Below are 17,078 nucleotides of genomic sequence, written 5' to 3' on the forward strand. Positions count from 1 at the left end.
GTGACAACGTGACCATCACGGTCAAGCTGATCGCCCCGATCGCCATGGAAGAAGGCCTGCGCTTCGCCATCCGCGAAGGCGGCCGCACCGTCGGCGCCGGCGTCGTCGCCAAGATCGTCGAGTAAGTTTTTTCGAGATCGCGTAGGGGTATAGCTCAATTGGCAGAGCGTCGGTCTCCAAAACCGAAGGTTGGGGGTTCGATTCCCTCTGCCCCTGCCACCCGCGATCGACCGGAGTTCTGATTCGCAAGAGCGAACTCGAGGCGACACACGCTGCAGCCCGCAGGGACCCAACGGCCCGGCGGGCTTTGCTGCTGAAAGGTGGGCTCGCGAGTTGCCCCGTTCCTGGCGCCCCAGGCGTCGGTCGAAGAAGTGAAACAAATGACCAATCCGTCTGTCGAAACCGTCTCCACTGGCGCTGACAAGGCCAAGCTGGCCGTTGCCGGTCTGCTGGTCGTGGGCGCGGTGGTGGCTTTCTACGCGCTGGGCAAGCAGGACCTGTGGCTGCGCGTGCTGGCGTTGCTGGCCCTCCTGGCCGGCGCGGTCGTCGTGTTCTTCACCGCCGAGCAAGGCAAGGCCTTGATCGCCTTCGGTCGCGACGCCTGGCGCGAACTGCGCAAGGTGGTGTGGCCGACCCGCAAGGAAGCCATGCAGATGACGGGCTACGTGTTTGCCTTCGTCGTGGTGATGGCGCTGTTCCTGTGGTTCACCGACAAGACGCTGGAGTGGCTGCTGTACGACCTGATCCTGGGCTGGAAGCGCTGACCGGAACGACCACGAGAAAGCCATGAGCGAAGCAGAAAACACCTCCGCCACCTCGCCGCTGCGCTGGTACGTGGTTCACGCCTATTCCGGCATGGAAAAGGCCGTCGAGCGCAACCTGCGCGAGCGCATCGAGCGTTCCGGCATGCAAGGCAAGTTCGGCCGCATCCTGGTGCCCACCGAAGAAGTCGTCGAGGTCAAGAACGGCAAGAAGGCCGTCACCGAGCGCCGCTTCTTCCCTGGCTACGTGCTGGTCGAGATGGTGATGGACGACGACACCTGGCATCTGGTGAAGCACACCTCCAAGGTGACCGGCTTCGTCGGCGGTGCCAAGAACCGCCCGGTGCCGATCTCGGAAGACGAGGTCATGAAGATCGTCAACCAGATGCAAGAAGGCATCGAGAAGCCCCGGCCCAAGGTCGAGTGGGAGGTTGGCGAGGTGGTGCGGGTCAAGGAAGGTCCGTTCACCGACTTCAACGGCGCCATCGAGGAAGTCAACTACGACAAGTCCAAGCTGCGCGTGTCGGTCACGATCTTCGGTCGTGCCACCCCGGTGGAACTCGACTTCCACCAGGTCGAGAAGATCTGAATCTGAAGGCCCGGCGGTGGGCCGGAACGGCAACGTTCCGAACACCGCCCGTTGCTGCCGGTGACGTGACACCGGTGTGAGGAGCCCGGGTAACCAGTCCCTGGCGTTTGCACTCGACAAGCCCCGCGTGGCCGCAGGGCTTGTAGTTGGAGAAAGTCATGGCCAAGAAGATTGTCGGCTTCATCAAGCTGCAAATTCCGGCAGGCAAGGCGAACCCCTCGCCGCCGGTGGGTCCTGCGCTGGGTCAGCGCGGCCTGAACATCATGGAGTTCTGCAAGGCGTTCAACGCCCAGACCCAGGGCATGGAGCCCGGTCTGATGCTGCCGGTGGTGATCACCGCATTTGCAGACAAGTCCTTCACCTTCGTGCTCAAGTCGCCGCCGGCGACCGTGATGATCAAGAAGGCCATCAAGCTCGACAAGGGCTCGTCGAAGCCGCACACCGACAAGGTCGGCAAGATCACGCGCGCCCAGCTCGAAGAGATCGCCAAGGTCAAGATGAAGGACCTGACGGCTGCCGACATGGACGCCGCGGTTCGCACGATTGCCGGTTCCGCCCGCTCCATGGGCGTCACCGTGGAAGGAGTCTGAACATGGCCAAGCTGACCAAGCGCCAGAAGGCTTACGAAGGCAAGGTCGACAGCACCAAGCTGTACCCGATCGACGACGCCTTCAAGATCGTCAAGGACTGCGCCACCGCCAAGTTCGATGAATCCATCGACGTGGCCGTGCAGCTCGGCATCGATGCCAAGAAGTCCGACCAGGTGGTGCGCGGCGCCGTCGTGATGCCCAACGGCACCGGCAAGACCAAGCGCGTGGCCGTGTTCGCACAGGGTGCCAAGGCCGAGGAAGCTCGCGCCGCCGGCGCCGACGTCGTCGGCATGGAAGACCTCGCCGAGCAGATCAAGGGCGGCAACCTGAACTTCGACGTCGTGATCGCCTCGCCGGACACGATGCGCATCGTCGGTACCCTGGGCCAGATCCTCGGTCCCCGCGGCCTGATGCCGAACCCGAAGGTCGGCACCGTGACGCCCGACGTGGCCACCGCGGTGAAGAACGCCAAGGCGGGCCAGGTGCAGTTCCGCGTCGACAAGGCCGGCATCATCCACGCCACCGTGGGCCGTCGCTCGTTCGAGTCCGACAAGCTCAAGGGCAACCTGTCGGCGCTGATCGAAGCGCTGAACAAGGCCAAGCCGGCGTCGAGCAAGGGCATCTACCTGCGCAAGGTGGCCGTGTCCTCGACCATGGGCGTGGGTGTGCGCGTCGACGTCTCGAGCATCACTGCTCCGGCCGGCGCCTGAGATGGAACAAGGGCTCGCGCGGGTGTCTGACGCGCGGGCCGACTGAATTGGTGGGCCACGTCGCCGCAAGGCGGCGTGGGCTATCAAAGACCGTTGGTGCGGTGCAAGCCGCCTAAATGAAGACCGCGAGGTCCGATGCCAACGCAGATGGCGTACCCGCTGGAAGGGATAGATCGCACCAGGGCAACCTGGTGGGGTTCCTGGACAGAAGGTCGCTGCAACCGGGTGTGCCGGGACTCGCAAGGGCACCGGCACGTTTTGAGGAGTAGACCTTGAGTCTGAATCGCAACGAGAAAGAAGCCGTCGTCGCGGAAGTGTCGGCCCAGGTGGCCAAGGCACAGACGCTGGCACTGGCCGAGTATCGCGGGCTCACGGTGGAACACCTGAACGCGCTGCGCAAGACCGCGCGCGAGCGGGGCGTGTACCTTCACGTGCTGAAGAACACGCTGGCTCGCCGCGCCGTCACGGGCACGCCGTTCGAAGTGGCCGCCGAGAGCATGGCCGGTCCGCTGATCTACGGCTTCTCCGAAGACGCCGTGGCCGCGGCCAAAGTCATCGCGGACTTTGCCAAGACCAACGACAAGCTCGTCATCAAGGCCGGCGCCTATGCCGGCAAGGCGCTCGATGCCAACGGCGTGAAGGCGCTGGCCAGCATCCCGAGCAAGGAAGTGCTGCTGGCCCAGCTTGCCGGTCTGCTGAAGTCGCCGATCTCGCGCACTGCGCGCGTGCTGGCGGCCCTGGCCGAGAAGAAGGGCGAAGGCGCACCTGCTGCTGCCGAAGCCGCCGCCGCTTGATTCGCAAACATTCAACCGTATCTAGGAACCCAAAATGGCATTCGATAAAGACGCTTTCCTGACCGCCCTCGACGGCATGTCGGTGATGGAACTCAATGACCTGGTGAAGGCCATTGAAGAGAAGTTCGGCGTGTCCGCCGCCGCCATGGCCGCTCCGGCCGCTGGTGGTGCCGCCGGTGGCGCCGCCGCCGCTGCCGAAGAGAAGACCGAGTTCAACGTCGTGCTGCTGGAAGCCGGCGCCAACAAGGTGGGCGTGATCAAGGCCGTGCGCGAAATCACCGGCCTGGGCCTGAAGGAAGCCAAGGACCTGGTCGACGGCGCTCCGAAGCCCGTCAAGGAAGGCATTGCCAAGGCCGACGCCGAAGCTGCCAAGAAGAAGCTGGAAGAAGCCGGCGCCAAGGTCGAGCTCAAGTAATTGCGCTTGGCCAGCGAGGCTGGGAGCCTTTTCGGGCTCCCAGCCTTTTGCGCTTCAGGGACTTGTTCCCTGAGAGCACCTGGAAAGGCCCCTGAGGGCTACCCTTCGTGGGCCTTTCCAAGTGTTCTCTGAACCGACTGCAGAGAACCGGTTTGGTCGGGCCGGGGTGCAACGCCCCGGTTGTCCGCCAGCGGCTGGTAGTGGCCAGCCACCAAGCGTCAGAAGCAATTTCTGAAAAGCCAGTCGCCGAACGAATCGCTGCCACGGCCAGGCGGCGCATTTCGACACGGAGTGTTTATGGCGCAAGCAACCCCCTACAGCTACACCGAGCGCAAGCGGATCCGCAAGAGCTTCGGCAAGCGCGAAAACGTGCTCGGCGTTCCCTATCTGCTGACGATGCAGAAGGATTCCTACGTCGCCTTCCTGCAGAAAGACGTCCCGCCTCAGAAGCGCAAGCCCGAGGGCCTGCAGGCGGCCTTCCTCTCGGCGTTCCCGATCGTGTCGCACAACGGGTTCGTGGAGATGAAGTTCATCGAATACAACATCGCCAAGCCTCCGTTCGACACCCGCGAGTGCCAGCAGCGCGGCCTGACCTACGCCGCCGCCGTGCGCGCGAAGCTGCAGATGATCATCTATGACCGTGAGACCTCGACCTCGCAGTCCAAGGTGGTCAAGGAGATCAAGGAGCAGGAGGTCTACATGGGCGAAGTGCCGCTCATGACCGACTACGGCTCCTTCATCGTCAACGGCACCGAGCGCGTCATCGTGTCGCAGCTGCACCGCTCGCCGGGCGTGTTCTTCGAGCACGACAAGGGCAAGACCCACAGCTCGGGCAAGCTGCTCTTCAGCGCTCGCATCATTCCCTACCGCGGCTCGTGGCTGGACTTCGAGTTCGACCCGAAGGACGTCCTGTTCTTCCGGGTCGACCGCCGCCGCAAGATGCCGGTCACGATCCTGCTCAAGGCGATCGGCCTGAACCCCGAGGCGATCCTGGCCCACTTCTTCGTGTTCGACAACTTCCGCCTGATGGACTCGGGCGCGCAGATGGAGTTCGTCGCCGACCGCCTGCGCGGTGAAGTGGCCCGCTTTGACATCACCGACAAGTCCGGCAATGTCGTGGTCGAGAAGGACAAGCGCATCACCGCGCGCCACACCCGTGCGCTCGAACAGTCGGGCACGCAGTACGTCACCGTGCCGGAAGACTTCCTGGTGGGCCGCGTGCTCGCCAAGAACCAGGTCGACCCCGACACCGGCGAGATCATCGCCAAGGCCAACGACGAGCTGACCGACTCGCTGCTGAAGAAGCTGCGCGCCGCCGGCATCAAGGAGATCCAGTGCCTGTTCACGAACGAGCTGGATCAGGGCGCCTACATCTCGCAGACGCTGGCCACTGACGAAACCGCCGACCAGCTCGCCGCCCGCGTGGCCATCTACCGCATGATGCGCCCCGGCGAGCCGCCGACGGAAGACGCCGTCGAGGCCCTGTTCAACCGCCTGTTCTACGACGACGCCACCTACGACCTCTCGCGCGTGGGCCGCATGAAGTTCAACGCCCGCGTGGGCCGCGACGGCTCCGAAGGCGCGATGACGCTGTCGAACGAGGACATCCTCGACGTGGTGAAGATCCTCGTCGAGCTGCGCAACGGCCGCGGCGAAGTCGACGACATCGACCACCTGGGCAACCGTCGCGTGCGCTGCGTGGGCGAACTGGCCGAGAACCAGTACCGCTCCGGCCTCGCCCGCATCGAGAAGGCCGTGAAGGAACGTCTTGGCCAGGCCGAGACCGAGGCGCTGATGCCGCACGACCTGATCAACTCCAAGCCGATCTCCGCGGCACTGAAGGAGTTCTTCGGTGCGTCGCAGCTGTCGCAGTTCATGGACCAGACCAACCCGCTGTCCGAGATCACGCACAAGCGTCGCGTCTCGGCCCTGGGCCCGGGCGGTCTGACCCGCGAGCGCGCCGGCTTCGAAGTGCGTGACGTGCACCCGACCCACTACGGCCGCGTGTGCCCGATCGAGACGCCGGAAGGCCCGAACATCGGCCTGATCAACTCGCTGGCCCTGTACGCGCAGCTCAACGAATACGGCTTCCTCGAGACGCCGTACCGCCGCGTGGTCGATGGCAAGGTCACCGACCAGATCGACTACCTGTCGGCCATCATGGAAGGCAAGTACGTCATCGCGCAGGCCAACGCCTCGCTCGACAAGGACGGCCGCCTGACCGACGAGCTGGTGTCTGCCCGCGAGATGGGCGAATCGGTGCTGACCTCGCCCGAGCGCATCCAGTACATGGACGTGGCGCCGACGCAGATCGTGTCGGTGGCTGCCTCGCTGGTGCCCTTCCTCGAGCACGACGACGCGAACCGCGCACTGATGGGCGCCAACATGCAGCGCCAGGCCGTGCCGACGCTGCGTCCCGAGAAGGCCTTCGTGGGCACGGGCGTCGAGCGCGTGGCTGCCAAGGACTCCGGCACCGTGGTCGCCTCCAAGCGCGGCGGCGTGGTCGACTACGTGGACACGAACCGCATCGTGATCCGCGTGAACGACGACGAGACGGTGGCTGGCGAAGTGGGCGTGGACATCTACAACCTCATCAAGTACCAGCGCTCGAACCAGAACACGAACATCCACCAGCGTCCGATCGTCAAGCGCGGCGACAAGGTGGCGGCCGGCGACATCATCGCCGACGGCGCCTCGACCGACCTGGGCGAGCTCGCGCTCGGCCAGAACATGCTGGTCGCGTTCATGCCCTGGAACGGCTACAACTTCGAAGACTCGATCCTGATCTCCGAACGCGTGGTGGCCGACGACCGCTACACCTCGATCCACATCGAGGAACTGGTGGTGATGGCGCGCGACACGAAGCTGGGCCCCGAGGAAATCACCCGCGACATCCCGAACCTGTCCGAGCAGCAGCTGGCTCGCCTGGACGAGTCCGGCATCGTCTACATCGGCGCCGAGGTGAACCCAGGCGACGTGCTGGTGGGCAAGGTCACGCCCAAGGGCGAGACCACGCTGACCCCGGAAGAGAAGCTGCTGCGCGCGATCTTCGGCGAGAAGGCGTCCGACGTGAAGGACACCTCGCTGCGCGTGGAGCAGGGCACCAGCGGCACCGTCATCGACGTGCAGGTGTTCACCCGTGAAGGCATCCAGCGCGACAAGCGCGCCCAGCAGATCATCGACGATGAACTGAAGCGCTTCCGCCTCGACCTGAACGACCAGCTGCGCATCGTCGAGGCCGACGCGTTCGACCGTATCGAGAAGCTGCTGGTGGGCAAGCTCGCCAACGGCGGCCCGAAGAAGCTGGCCAAGGGCGCGACCATCGACAAGGCCTACCTCGCCGACGTCGAGAAGTACCACTGGTTCGACATCCGTCCGGCCGACGACGACATCGCCAATCAGCTCGAGTCGATCAAGAACTCGCTGGAGCAGACGCGCCACAGCTTCGACCTCGCGTTCGAAGAAAAGCGCAAGAAGCTCACGCAAGGCGACGAGCTGCCCGCCGGCGTGCTGAAGATGGTGAAGGTGTACCTCGCCGTCAAGCGCCGCCTGCAGCCTGGCGACAAGATGGCCGGCCGCCACGGCAACAAGGGCGTCGTGTCGAAGATCGTTCCGGTCGAAGACATGCCCTACATGGCCGACGGCACGCCGTGCGACATCGTGCTCAACCCGCTGGGCGTGCCTTCGCGCATGAACGTGGGCCAGGTGCTCGAAGTGCACCTGGGCTGGGCCGGCAAGGGCATCGGCCAGCGCATCGGCGACCTGCTGCAGCACGAGGCCAAGGCAGCCGAGCTGCGCAAGTTCTTCGACGAGCTGTACAACAAGTCCGGCGGCAAGACCGAGGACCTGTCGCAGCTGTCCGATGTCGAAGTGATCGAGATGGCGCAGAACCTCAGCAAGGGCGTGCCGTTCGCGACGCCGGTGTTCGACGGCGCAGCCGAAGAAGAGATCCGCGGCATGCTCAAGCTCGCCTATCCGGACGACATCGCCTCGCGCAAGGGCCTCACGGCCACCCGCACCCAGGCCACGCTGCACGACGGCCGCACCGGCGAAGCCTTCGAGCGCCCGGTCACCGTGGGCTACATGCACGTGCTGAAGCTGCACCACCTGGTGGACGACAAGATGCACGCCCGCTCGACCGGCCCGTACTCGCTCGTCACCCAGCAGCCGCTGGGCGGCAAGGCGCAGTTCGGCGGCCAGCGCTTCGGTGAGATGGAAGTCTGGGCACTGGAAGCCTACGGCGCCTCGTACGTGCTGCAGGAAATGCTGACCGTGAAGTCCGACGACGTGAACGGCCGTACCAAGGTGTACGAGAACATCGTCAAGGGCGAACACGCCATCGACGCCGGCATGCCGGAGTCGTTCAACGTGCTGGTCAAGGAAATCCGTTCGCTCGGCATCGACATCGAGCTCGAGCGCAACTAAAGGGAATAGGAGAACCTCATGAAAGGTTTGCTGGACCTGTTCAAGCAATTCACGCCGGACGAACACTTCGACGCGATCAAGATCGGGCTCGCCTCGCCCGAGAAGATCCGTTCGTGGTCGTTCGGTGAAGTGAAGAAGCCCGAGACCATCAACTACCGGACCTTCAAGCCGGAACGCGATGGCCTGTTCTGCGCCAAGATCTTCGGCCCGATCAAGGACTACGAGTGCCTGTGCGGCAAGTACAAGCGCCTGAAGCACCGCGGCGTGATCTGCGAGAAGTGCGGCGTCGAAGTGACCCAGACCAAGGTGCGCCGCGAGCGCATGGGCCACATCGACCTGGCCGCGCCCTGCGCGCACATCTGGTTCCTGAAGTCGCTGCCGTCGCGCCTGGGCCTCGTGCTCGACATGACGCTGCGCGACATCGAGCGAGTGCTGTACTTCGAAGCCTATGTCGTGGTTGACCCCGGCATGACGCCCTTGAAGAAGTACTCGATCATGAGCGAGGACGACTACGACGCGAAGCGTCGCGAGTACGGTGACGAGTTCGTCGCGCTGATGGGTGCCGAAGGCATCAAGAAGCTGCTCGAGGAAATGGACAACGAGTCCGAGATCGAGAAACTGCGCGGCGACATGACCGGCTCCGAGCTCAAGGTCAAGAAGAACTCCAAGCGCCTGAAGGTGCTGGAGGCCTTCAAGAAGTCCGGCATCAAGCCGAACTGGATGGTGCTCGAGGTGCTGCCCGTGCTGCCGCCGGACCTGCGTCCGCTGGTGCCGCTGGACGGCGGCCGCTTCGCGACCTCCGACCTGAACGACCTGTACCGCCGCGTCATCAACCGCAACAACCGCCTGGCGCGTCTGCTGGAGCTCAAGGCTCCGGAGATCATCGTGCGCAACGAGAAGCGCATGCTCCAGGAAGCGGTGGACTCGCTGCTGGACAACGGCCGTCGCGGCAAGGCCATGACCGGCGCCAACAAGCGCGCGCTGAAGTCGCTGGCCGACATGATCAAGGGCAAGAGCGGCCGCTTCCGCCAGAACCTGCTGGGCAAGCGCGTCGACTACTCCGGCCGTTCGGTCATCGTGGTGGGCCCGACGCTCAAGCTGCACCAGTGCGGCCTGCCCAAGCTGATGGCGCTCGAGCTGTTCAAGCCCTTCATCTTCTCGCGCCTGGAAGCGATGGGCATCGCCACCACCATCAAGGCCGCCAAGAAGGAAGTCGAAGCCGGCACGCCGGTGGTGTGGGACATCCTTGAAGAAGTCATCAAGGAACACCCGGTGCTGCTCAACCGCGCACCGACGCTGCACCGCCTTGGCATCCAGGCCTTCGAGCCGGTGCTGATCGAAGGCAAGGCCATCCAGCTGCATCCGCTGGTGTGCGCTGCCTTCAACGCCGACTTCGACGGCGACCAGATGGCCGTCCACGTGCCGCTGTCCATCGAAGCGCAGATGGAAGCCCGCGCGCTCATGCTGGCCTCCAACAACGTGCTGTTCCCGGCCAACGGCGAACCGTCGATCGTGCCGTCGCAAGACGTGGTGCTGGGCCTCTATTACGCCACCCGCGAGCGCATCAACGGCCGCGGCGAAGGCCTGGTGTTCTCCGACATCGGCGAAGTGCAGCGTGCGCTGGACAACGGCGTGGTCGAGATCACCGCCAAGATCAGCGTGCGCCTGACCGAGTACACGAAGAACAAGGAAACCGGCGAGTTCACGCCGGAGACCAAGCTCGTGGACACGACCGTCGGCCGCGCGCTGCTCAGCGAGATCCTGCCCAAGGGCCTGCCGTTCGCCAACATCAACAAGGCGCTCAAGAAGAAGGAGATCTCGCGTCTCATCAACGCGAGCTTCCGCAAGTGCGGCCTGAAGGAAACCGTGGTGTTCGCCGACAAGCTGCTGCAAAGCGGCTTCCGGCTGGCCACGCGCGCCGGCATCTCGATCGCCATCGACGACATGCTGGTGCCCAAGCAGAAGCATGAGCTGATCGAGCGCGCCGAGAAGGAAGTCAAGGAGATCGAGCAGCAGTACGTCTCGGGTCTCGTGACGGCCGGCGAGCGCTACAACAAGGTGGTCGACATCTGGGGCAAGACCGGCGACGAGGTCGGCAAGATCATGATGACCCAGCTGTCCAAGCAGAAGGTCGTCGATCGCCACGGCAAGGAAGTGGACCAGGAGTCGTTCAACTCCATCTACATGATGGCCGACTCGGGTGCTCGCGGCAGCGCGGCGCAGATCCGCCAGTTGGCCGGCATGCGCGGCCTGATGGCCAAGCCTGACGGCTCGATCATCGAGACGCCCATCACGGCGAACTTCCGTGAAGGCCTGAACGTGCTGCAGTACTTCATCTCCACGCACGGCGCCCGCAAGGGTCTGGCCGACACGGCGCTGAAGACCGCGAACTCCGGCTACCTGACCCGCCGCCTGGTCGACGTGACCCAGGACCTGGTGGTGACCGAAGACGATTGCGGTACCGACCACGGCATCGCGATGCGCGCGCTGGTCGAAGGTGGTGAAGTCATCGAATCGCTGCGCGACCGCATCCTGGGCCGCGTGGCGGCCGTCGATGTGCTGCACCCCGAGACCCAGCAGGTCATCATCCCGGCCGGCCACATGCTCGACGAGGACGCGCTCGACCTGGTGGAAGCCGCCGGCGCCGACGAGGTGAAGGTGCGCACGCCGCTGACCTGCGAGACGCGCTTCGGCCTGTGCGCCAAGTGCTACGGCCGCGACCTCGGCCGTGGCGGCCTGGTGAACGCCGGCGAAGCGGTCGGCGTGATCGCCGCGCAGTCGATCGGCGAACCGGGCACGCAGCTCACGATGCGGACCTTCCACATCGGTGGCGCGGCGTCGCGTGCGGCAGTGGCCTCCAGCGTCGAAGCCAAGTCCGACGGCATCATCGGCTTCAACGCCACGATGCGCTACGTGACCAACGGCAAGGGCGAGCTGGTGGTGATCTCGCGTTCCGGCGAGATCATCATCTCCGACCAGCACGGCCGCGAGCGCGAGCGCCACAAGGTGCCGTACGGCGCCACGCTGAACGTCAAGGCCGACCTGACCATCAAGGCCGGCACGGTGCTGGCCAACTGGGACCCGCTGACCCGACCCATCATCACCGAGTTCGCCGGCAAGGCGAAGTTCGAGAACGTGGAAGAGGGCGTCACGGTGGCCAAGCAGGTCGACGAAGTGACCGGCCTGTCCACGCTGGTGGTGATCGACCCGAAGCGCCGCGGCGCGACCAAGGTCGTGCGTCCGCAGGTCAAGCTGCTCGACGCCGGCGGCAACGAGGTGAAGATCCCCGGCACCGACCACTCGGTGACGATCGGCTTCCAGGTCGGAGCGCTGATCCAGATCCGCGACGGCCAGGACCTCGCCCCCGGTGAAGTGCTCGCGCGCATCCCGGTCGAAGGCCAGAAGACCCGTGACATCACCGGCGGTCTGCCGCGGGTGGCCGAGCTGTTCGAAGCCCGCACGCCCAAGGACAAGGGCACGCTGGCCGAGATCACCGGCACGGTGTCGTTCGGCAAGGAAACCAAGGGCAAGGTGCGTCTGCAGATCACCGACCCGGACGGCAAGGTCTGGGAAGAGTTGGTGCCGAAGGAAAAGAACATCCTCGTGCACGAAGGCCAGGTGGTGAACAAGGGCGAGTCCATCGTCGACGGTCCGGCCGATCCGCAGGACATCCTGCGCCTGCTGGGCATCGAGGCGCTGGCGACCTACATCGTCGATGAAGTGCAGGACGTCTACCGCCTGCAGGGCGTGAAGATCAACGACAAGCATATCGAGGTGATCGTTCGCCAGATGCTGCGCCGCGTGCAGATCGTCAACCCGGGCGACAGCCACTACATCACCAACGAGCAGGTCGAGCGCGCCGCGCTGCTGGACACCAACGACAAGCTGCGTGCCGAAGGCAAGATGGTCGCGACCTACTCCGACGTCCTGCTGGGCATCACGAAGGCGTCGCTGTCCACCGACTCGTTCATCTCCGCGGCGTCGTTCCAGGAAACGACCCGCGTGCTGACCGAGGCCGCCATCATGGGCAAGCGCGACGAGCTGCGTGGCCTGAAGGAAAACGTCATCGTCGGCCGCCTCATCCCCGCCGGTACCGGCCTGGCCTTCCACCAGGCCCGCAAGGCGAAGGAAGAGATGGACGAGAGCGAGCGCCGCGCCATTGCGATGCAGGAAGCCGAGGAAGCGCTGGCCGCCGTGCCGGCCGACGCCACGGCCGAGAGCGGCAGCAGCGGCGACGAGTCCGCCAGCTGACGTTCGTCAACGTCTCTGCCAAAGCGGCCCTTCGGGGCCGCTTTCTTTTTGTGCTCGGGCGGTAACGCCGCGGCGCGAGAATCGCGCCCATGGCATCGCTTCGCATCGCGCTGATCGCGCACGACCGGAAGAAGGACGACATGGTCGCCCTGGCCCGTGAATTCCGGGACGGGCTTTCCCGCTGCGCCGTGTGCGCCACCGGCACCACCGGCGGCCGCCTGCAGCGCGAGGCCGGGCTGCAGGTCGAGTGCCTGCTGAGCGGCCCGCTGGGCGGCGACCTGCAGATCGGCGCCCGGCTGGCGGTCGGCGAGGTCGACGCCGTGATCTTCCTGCGCGACCCGATGACGCCGCAGCCGCACGAGCCCGACATCAATGCGCTGGTGCGCGCCTGCGACGTGCACGACGTCCCGTGCGCCACCAACGTCGCGTCTGCTCGGCGTCTGCTCGAGAGCCTGCTCAGGCGGCCAGTGTGAGCGCAAGCTCCTGCTGTCGGGCCCAGTTTTCTGGGGTGATGATTTCGAGCTGAGCCTGCGCGGCACGTCGGCGCAGCTTCAGCAGGGCATGGTCGCGGGTGATCAGCCAGCGCGCCTTGGCGGCCCAGGCCAGGTCGAGGAACTTCTGGTCGTCCGGATCGGAGCAGCGCCAGGGAGCCGCGCCGTCGGGATCCGATGCCAGCCGGGCCCACCGGGTCCAGGCGACGGCCAGTGCGCCGGGGTCCGGCCGCCAGCGGGCCAGTTCGGCCCGCCCCGCCACCAGATCGTGCTCATGCCGCAGCGCCGGCGACGCCAGCCAGACGAGGCGGCCGGCTTCGATGGCGCGGACCACCGGCCCCACGGCGGGGTTGGCGAAGACCAGCCAGTCGAGCAGGACATGCGTGTCCAGCACGGCCAGCGGTGGTGCGGCGGGGGGTGTGTCGGTCATTCCATCCACTCAGCTTGCGACCCAGGGTTCGCCCGAATATAATGTCCGGCTTTTCGGCAGGTTCTGCTGCGCTCTTTGCTGGGCGCCTGAGCATCGCTCGATCCCCTTGAGCGCTTTGCACAGGCTACGTTCTCGGGAGTCAGTGTCTGCCGCTTAAGTCGTCAGTAACTTCAAACGGGAACAAGTTACCCATGCCAACCATCAACCAACTCGTGCGTCAGGGTCGGCAGACCGAGACCACGAAGTCCAAGTCGCCGGCGATGCAGGGCAGCCCCCAGCGTCGTGGCGTGTGCACTCGCGTGTACACCACCACCCCCAAGAAGCCGAACTCCGCGCTGCGCAAGGTCGCCAAGGTGCGCCTGACCAATGGCTTCGAGGTCATCTCCTACATCGGCGGTGAAGGCCACAACCTGCAAGAGCACAGCGTGGTGCTCGTGCGCGGCGGCCGCGTGAAGGATCTGCCGGGTGTGCGCTATCACATCGTGCGCGGCTCGCTGGACCTGCAAGGCGTGAAAGACCGCAAGCAGGCCCGCTCGAAGTACGGTGCCAAGCGCCCCAAGAAGGCCTAAGGTTCGTCAGGTCGTCACCGCTGCAGCGGCAAGCTCGGCAGTGATGCAAATGCGGTGGCGCCGGATGTGCCGGTGGCCCCGAGTAAGTGGATGCCCTGAAGTTGTCGTGTGGCGTCCGTGGCGAAGGCGAAAGCCGGAGCCGACTGAAGACACAAAGGAAGAGAAATGCCTCGTCGTCGCGAAGTTCCCAAGCGTGAGATCCTGCCCGATCCGAAGTTCGGCAGCGTGGATCTGTCCAAGTTCATGAACGTGATCATGGAGTCCGGCAAGAAGGCCGTGGCCGAACGCATCATTTACGGTGCGCTCGAGACGGTCGAAAAGAAGGCCGGCAAGGATCCGCTCGAAGTGTTCATGATCGCGCTGAACAACGTGAAGCCCATGGTCGAAGTGAAGTCCCGCCGCGTGGGCGGTGCGAACTACCAAGTTCCCGTGGAAGTTCGCCCGGTGCGCCGCGTGGCGCTGGCCATGCGCTGGCTCAAGGAGTCGGCCCGCAAGCGCAGCGAGAAGTCCATGGCCCAGCGCCTGGCCAACGAGCTGCTCGAGGCTTCCGAGGGCCGCGGCGGCGCGATGAAGAAGCGCGACGAGGTCCATCGCATGGCCGAGGCCAACAAGGCCTTCTCGCACTTCCGCTTCTAAGCCCACGTTTCCTCGGCTGCCCGCGCTGTCGTTGATCGGCAGGCCCGGGCGGCCTTTGTATTTGGAGTGACATCATGTCCCGCAAGACCCCCATCGAGCGCTACCGCAACATCGGTATCTCCGCGCACATCGATGCCGGCAAGACCACCACGACCGAGCGCATCCTGTTCTACACCGGTGTGAACCACAAGATCGGTGAGGTGCACGACGGCGCTGCCACCATGGACTGGATGGAGCAGGAGCAGGAGCGGGGCATCACGATCACCTCCGCCGCCACCACCTGCTTCTGGAAGGGCATGGACCTGTCCTATCCGGAGCACCGCTTCAACATCATCGACACCCCGGGCCACGTGGACTTCACCATCGAGGTGGAGCGTTCCATGCGCGTGCTCGACGGCGCCTGCATGGTGTATTGCGCCGTGGGCGGCGTGCAACCGCAGTCCGAGACGGTGTGGCGCCAGGCGAACAAGTACAAGGTGCCCCGCCTTGCCTTCGTCAACAAGATGGACCGCACCGGCGCGAACTTCTTCAAGGTCTATGACCAGATGAAGACGCGCCTGAAGGCCAACCCCGTGCCCATCGTCGTGCCCATCGGCGCCGAGGAAAACTTCGTCGGCGTGGTGGACCTGTTCAAGATGAAGGCCATCATCTGGGACGATGCCTCGCAAGGCATGAAGTTCGAGTACGGCCCCATCCCGGCCGGCCTGGAGGCCGAGTGCCAGAAGTGGCGCGAGAACATGATCGAGGCTGCCGCCGAGGCGTCCGAGGAACTGATGAACAAGTACCTCGAGACCGGCGAGCTGACCGAGGCCGAGATCAAGCAGGGCCTGCGTCTGCGCACGATCGCGACCGAAATCCAGCCGATGCTGTGCGGCACTGCCTTCAAGAACAAGGGCGTCCAGCGCATGCTCGACGCCGTGATCGATTTCCTGCCCTCGCCGGTTGATATTCCGCCGGTGGCCGGTACCGACGACGACGAGAAGGAAGTGACTCGCAAGGCGGACGACAGCGAGAAGTTCGCTGCGCTGGCGTTCAAGCTGATGACCGACCCGTATGTCGGCCAGCTGACCTTCGTGCGCGTGTACTCTGGCGTGTTGAAGTCGGGCGACTCGGTCTACAACTCGGTGCGCGGCAAGAAGGAGCGTATCGGCCGGATCCTGCAGATGCACGCCAACCAGCGTGAAGAGATCAAGGAGATCCTGGCCGGCGACATCGCCGCCTGCGTGGGCCTGAAGGAAGTGACCACGGGCGAGACCCTGTGCGATCCGGAAGCGATCATCACGCTCGAGAAGATGGTCTTCCCCGAGCCTGTGATCTCGCAGGCCGTGGAGCCCAAGACCAAGGCCGACCAGGAAAAGATGGGCATCGCGCTGGGCCGCCTGGCCCAGGAAGACCCGTCGTTCCGCGTGCGCACCGACGAAGAATCCGGCCAGACCATCATCTCCGGCATGGGCGAGCTGCACCTCGAAATCATCGTCGACCGCATGAAGCGCGAGTTCGGTGTCGAGGCCAACGTCGGCAAGCCGCAGGTGGCCTATCGCGAGACCATCCGCAAGACGGCAACCGATGTCGAAGGCAAGTTCGTTCGCCAGTCGGGCGGCAAGGGCCAGTACGGCCACGTCGTGCTGACCGTCGAGCCGCAAGAGGCCGGCAAGGGCTTCGAGTTCGTCGACGCCATCAAGGGTGGTGTGGTGCCGCGCGAATTCATTCCCGCGGTCGAGAAGGGCATCATCGACACGCTGCCCAACGGCGTGTTGGCGGGCTACCCGGTGGTTGACGTGAAGGTCACGCTGACCTTCGGTTCGTACCATGAGGTGGACTCGAACGAAAACGCGTTCAAGATGGCCGCGTCGATGGGCTTCAAGGATGCGTGCCGCAAGGCGAGCCCCGTGATCCTCGAGCCGATGATGGCCGTGGAAGTGGAGACGCCGGAAGACTACGCCGGCTCGGTGATGGGCGACCTGTCGTCCCGCCGCGGCATGGTGCAGGGCATGGACGACATGCCCGGCGGCGGCAAGATCATCAAGGCGGAGGTGCCTCTGTCCGAGATGTTCGGCTACTCGACCACGCTGCGCTCGATGTCCCAGGGCCGCGCGACGTACACGATGGAGTTCAAGCACTACAGCGAAGCTCCGAAGAACGTCGCCGACGCGATCATCACCGCTCGCGGCAAGTAATCAATCAGTTAACCAGCCGGTCTTCGGCGGGGCGCCGCCCGCTGCCAGTGGCGGGTGAATCAACCCTCCGCCGGAGACCTTAAACCGAGCACTGGCACTGCTCTTTTCTGGAGATTCGAAATGGCAAAAGGCAAGTTTGAGCGCACGAAGCCGCACGTGAACGTGGGCACGATCGGGCACGTGGACCATGGCAAGACGACGCTGACGGCGGCGATCACGACGGTGCTGTCGACGAAGTTC

General features: G+C 64.9%; 15 protein-coding genes and 1 tRNA gene. 15 read left to right on the forward strand and 1 reads right to left on the reverse strand.

All coding sequences use genetic code 11. The features are described 5' to 3' along the window. The 11 genes from E8D38_RS26385 to E8D38_RS26435 form a co-directional block, all read left to right on the forward strand. The coding region (locus E8D38_RS26385; RefSeq protein WP_484208232.1) for an EF-Tu C-terminal domain-related protein at nt 1-125 on the forward strand (125 nt) is incomplete at its 5' end. A gap of 18 nt (nt 126-143) precedes the next feature. Next, nucleotides 144-219 (forward strand) — tRNA-Trp (locus E8D38_RS26390). A gap of 161 nt (nt 220-380) precedes the next feature. Beyond that, on the forward strand, nt 381-764 hold the full coding sequence (secE, locus tag E8D38_RS26395; RefSeq protein WP_140637267.1) for a preprotein translocase subunit SecE: 384 nt from the start codon (nt 381-383) through the stop codon (nt 762-764). A gap of 22 nt (nt 765-786) precedes the next feature. Then, on the forward strand, nt 787-1,350 hold the full coding sequence (gene nusG / locus E8D38_RS26400) for a transcription termination/antitermination protein NusG (protein WP_140637268.1): 564 nt from the start codon (nt 787-789) through the stop codon (nt 1,348-1,350). A 158-nt stretch (nt 1,351-1,508) separates the two neighbouring features. Then, on the forward strand, nt 1,509-1,940 hold the full coding sequence (gene rplK, locus E8D38_RS26405; protein WP_140637269.1) for a 50S ribosomal protein L11: 432 nt from the start codon (nt 1,509-1,511) through the stop codon (nt 1,938-1,940). A 2-nt stretch (nt 1,941-1,942) separates the two neighbouring features. Beyond that, on the forward strand, nt 1,943-2,650 hold the full coding sequence (gene rplA / locus E8D38_RS26410; RefSeq protein WP_140637270.1) for a 50S ribosomal protein L1: 708 nt from the start codon (nt 1,943-1,945) through the stop codon (nt 2,648-2,650). A gap of 272 nt (nt 2,651-2,922) precedes the next feature. Then, nucleotides 2,923-3,444: a 50S ribosomal protein L10 gene (gene rplJ / locus E8D38_RS26415; RefSeq protein WP_140637271.1), complete on the forward strand. Its 522-nt coding sequence runs from the start codon at nt 2,923-2,925 to the stop codon at nt 3,442-3,444. Nucleotides 3,445-3,478: 34 nt separating this feature from the next. Next, nucleotides 3,479-3,859 (forward strand): 50S ribosomal protein L7/L12, encoded by a 381-nt coding sequence (rplL, locus tag E8D38_RS26420; protein WP_140637272.1) that lies wholly within the window; start codon nt 3,479-3,481, stop codon nt 3,857-3,859. Between the two features lie 297 nt (nt 3,860-4,156). Continuing rightward, nucleotides 4,157-8,284, forward strand: a complete 4,128-nt coding sequence (gene rpoB, locus E8D38_RS26425; protein WP_140637273.1) for a DNA-directed RNA polymerase subunit beta — start codon at nt 4,157-4,159, stop codon at nt 8,282-8,284. Between the two features lie 18 nt (nt 8,285-8,302). Further along, on the forward strand, nt 8,303-12,535 hold the full coding sequence (gene rpoC, locus E8D38_RS26430; RefSeq protein WP_140637274.1) for a DNA-directed RNA polymerase subunit beta': 4,233 nt from the start codon (nt 8,303-8,305) through the stop codon (nt 12,533-12,535). An 89-nt stretch (nt 12,536-12,624) separates the two neighbouring features. Further along, nucleotides 12,625-13,008, forward strand: coding sequence for a methylglyoxal synthase (locus E8D38_RS26435; protein ID WP_140637275.1), 384 nt, complete (start codon nt 12,625-12,627; stop codon nt 13,006-13,008). On the opposite strand, the gene E8D38_RS26440 is transcribed toward E8D38_RS26435, so the two are convergent. After that, a complete protein-coding gene (locus E8D38_RS26440) occupies nt 12,992-13,456 on the reverse strand; it encodes a PIN domain-containing protein (protein ID WP_140637276.1) in 465 nt (154 codons plus the stop codon). The two genes, E8D38_RS26435 and E8D38_RS26440, sit on opposite strands and share 17 nt — an antisense overlap. 191 nt (nt 13,457-13,647) lie before the next feature. On the opposite strand from E8D38_RS26440, the gene rpsL reads away from it, so the two are divergent. The 4 genes from rpsL to E8D38_RS26460 all read left to right on the forward strand — a co-directional run. After that, nucleotides 13,648-14,025, forward strand: coding sequence for a 30S ribosomal protein S12 (gene rpsL, locus E8D38_RS26445; protein WP_140637277.1), 378 nt, complete (start codon nt 13,648-13,650; stop codon nt 14,023-14,025). 165 nt (nt 14,026-14,190) lie between these two features. After that, nucleotides 14,191-14,661, forward strand: a complete 471-nt coding sequence (gene rpsG / locus E8D38_RS26450; RefSeq protein ID WP_140637278.1) for a 30S ribosomal protein S7 — start codon at nt 14,191-14,193, stop codon at nt 14,659-14,661. A 74-nt stretch (nt 14,662-14,735) separates the two neighbouring features. Further along, nucleotides 14,736-16,838 carry an elongation factor G gene (gene fusA / locus E8D38_RS26455; protein WP_140637279.1) on the forward strand — a complete coding sequence of 701 codons (2,103 nt, stop codon included), beginning with the start codon at nt 14,736-14,738 and terminating at the stop codon, nt 16,836-16,838. Nucleotides 16,839-16,958: 120 nt separating this feature from the next. Beyond that, nucleotides 16,959-17,078 (forward strand): GTP-binding protein (locus E8D38_RS26460; protein ID WP_239216528.1); only part of this gene is annotated, 120 nt, incomplete at its 3' end.

The sequence above is a fragment of the Methylibium rhizosphaerae genome (assembly GCF_006386545.1).
In the GTDB taxonomy this organism is placed as follows: Bacteria; Pseudomonadota; Gammaproteobacteria; order Burkholderiales; family Burkholderiaceae_C; genus Pseudorivibacter; species Pseudorivibacter rhizosphaerae.

Bases quoted from the DNA above. Each gene is read 5' to 3' on its own strand.
- rplK (WP_140637269.1), top strand. From the start codon at position 1,509: ATGGCCAAGAAGATTGTCGGCTTCATCAAGCTGCAAATTCCGGCAGGC.
- rplL (WP_140637272.1), top strand. From the start codon at position 3,479: ATGGCATTCGATAAAGACGCTTTCCTGACCGCCCTCGACGGCATGTCG.
- rpoC (WP_140637274.1), top strand. From the start codon at position 8,303: ATGAAAGGTTTGCTGGACCTGTTCAAGCAATTCACGCCGGACGAACAC.
- rpsL (WP_140637277.1), top strand. From the start codon at position 13,648: ATGCCAACCATCAACCAACTCGTGCGTCAGGGTCGGCAGACCGAGACC.
- E8D38_RS26435 (WP_140637275.1), top strand. From the start codon at position 12,625: ATGGCATCGCTTCGCATCGCGCTGATCGCGCACGACCGGAAGAAGGAC.
- E8D38_RS26440 (WP_140637276.1), bottom strand. From the start codon at position 13,456: ATGACCGACACACCCCCCGCCGCACCACCGCTGGCCGTGCTGGACACG.
- rpsG (WP_140637278.1), top strand. From the start codon at position 14,191: ATGCCTCGTCGTCGCGAAGTTCCCAAGCGTGAGATCCTGCCCGATCCG.
- secE (WP_140637267.1), top strand. From the start codon at position 381: ATGACCAATCCGTCTGTCGAAACCGTCTCCACTGGCGCTGACAAGGCC.
- nusG (WP_140637268.1), top strand. From the start codon at position 787: ATGAGCGAAGCAGAAAACACCTCCGCCACCTCGCCGCTGCGCTGGTAC.
- rplA (WP_140637270.1), top strand. From the start codon at position 1,943: ATGGCCAAGCTGACCAAGCGCCAGAAGGCTTACGAAGGCAAGGTCGAC.
- rpoB (WP_140637273.1), top strand. From the start codon at position 4,157: ATGGCGCAAGCAACCCCCTACAGCTACACCGAGCGCAAGCGGATCCGC.
- fusA (WP_140637279.1), top strand. From the start codon at position 14,736: ATGTCCCGCAAGACCCCCATCGAGCGCTACCGCAACATCGGTATCTCC.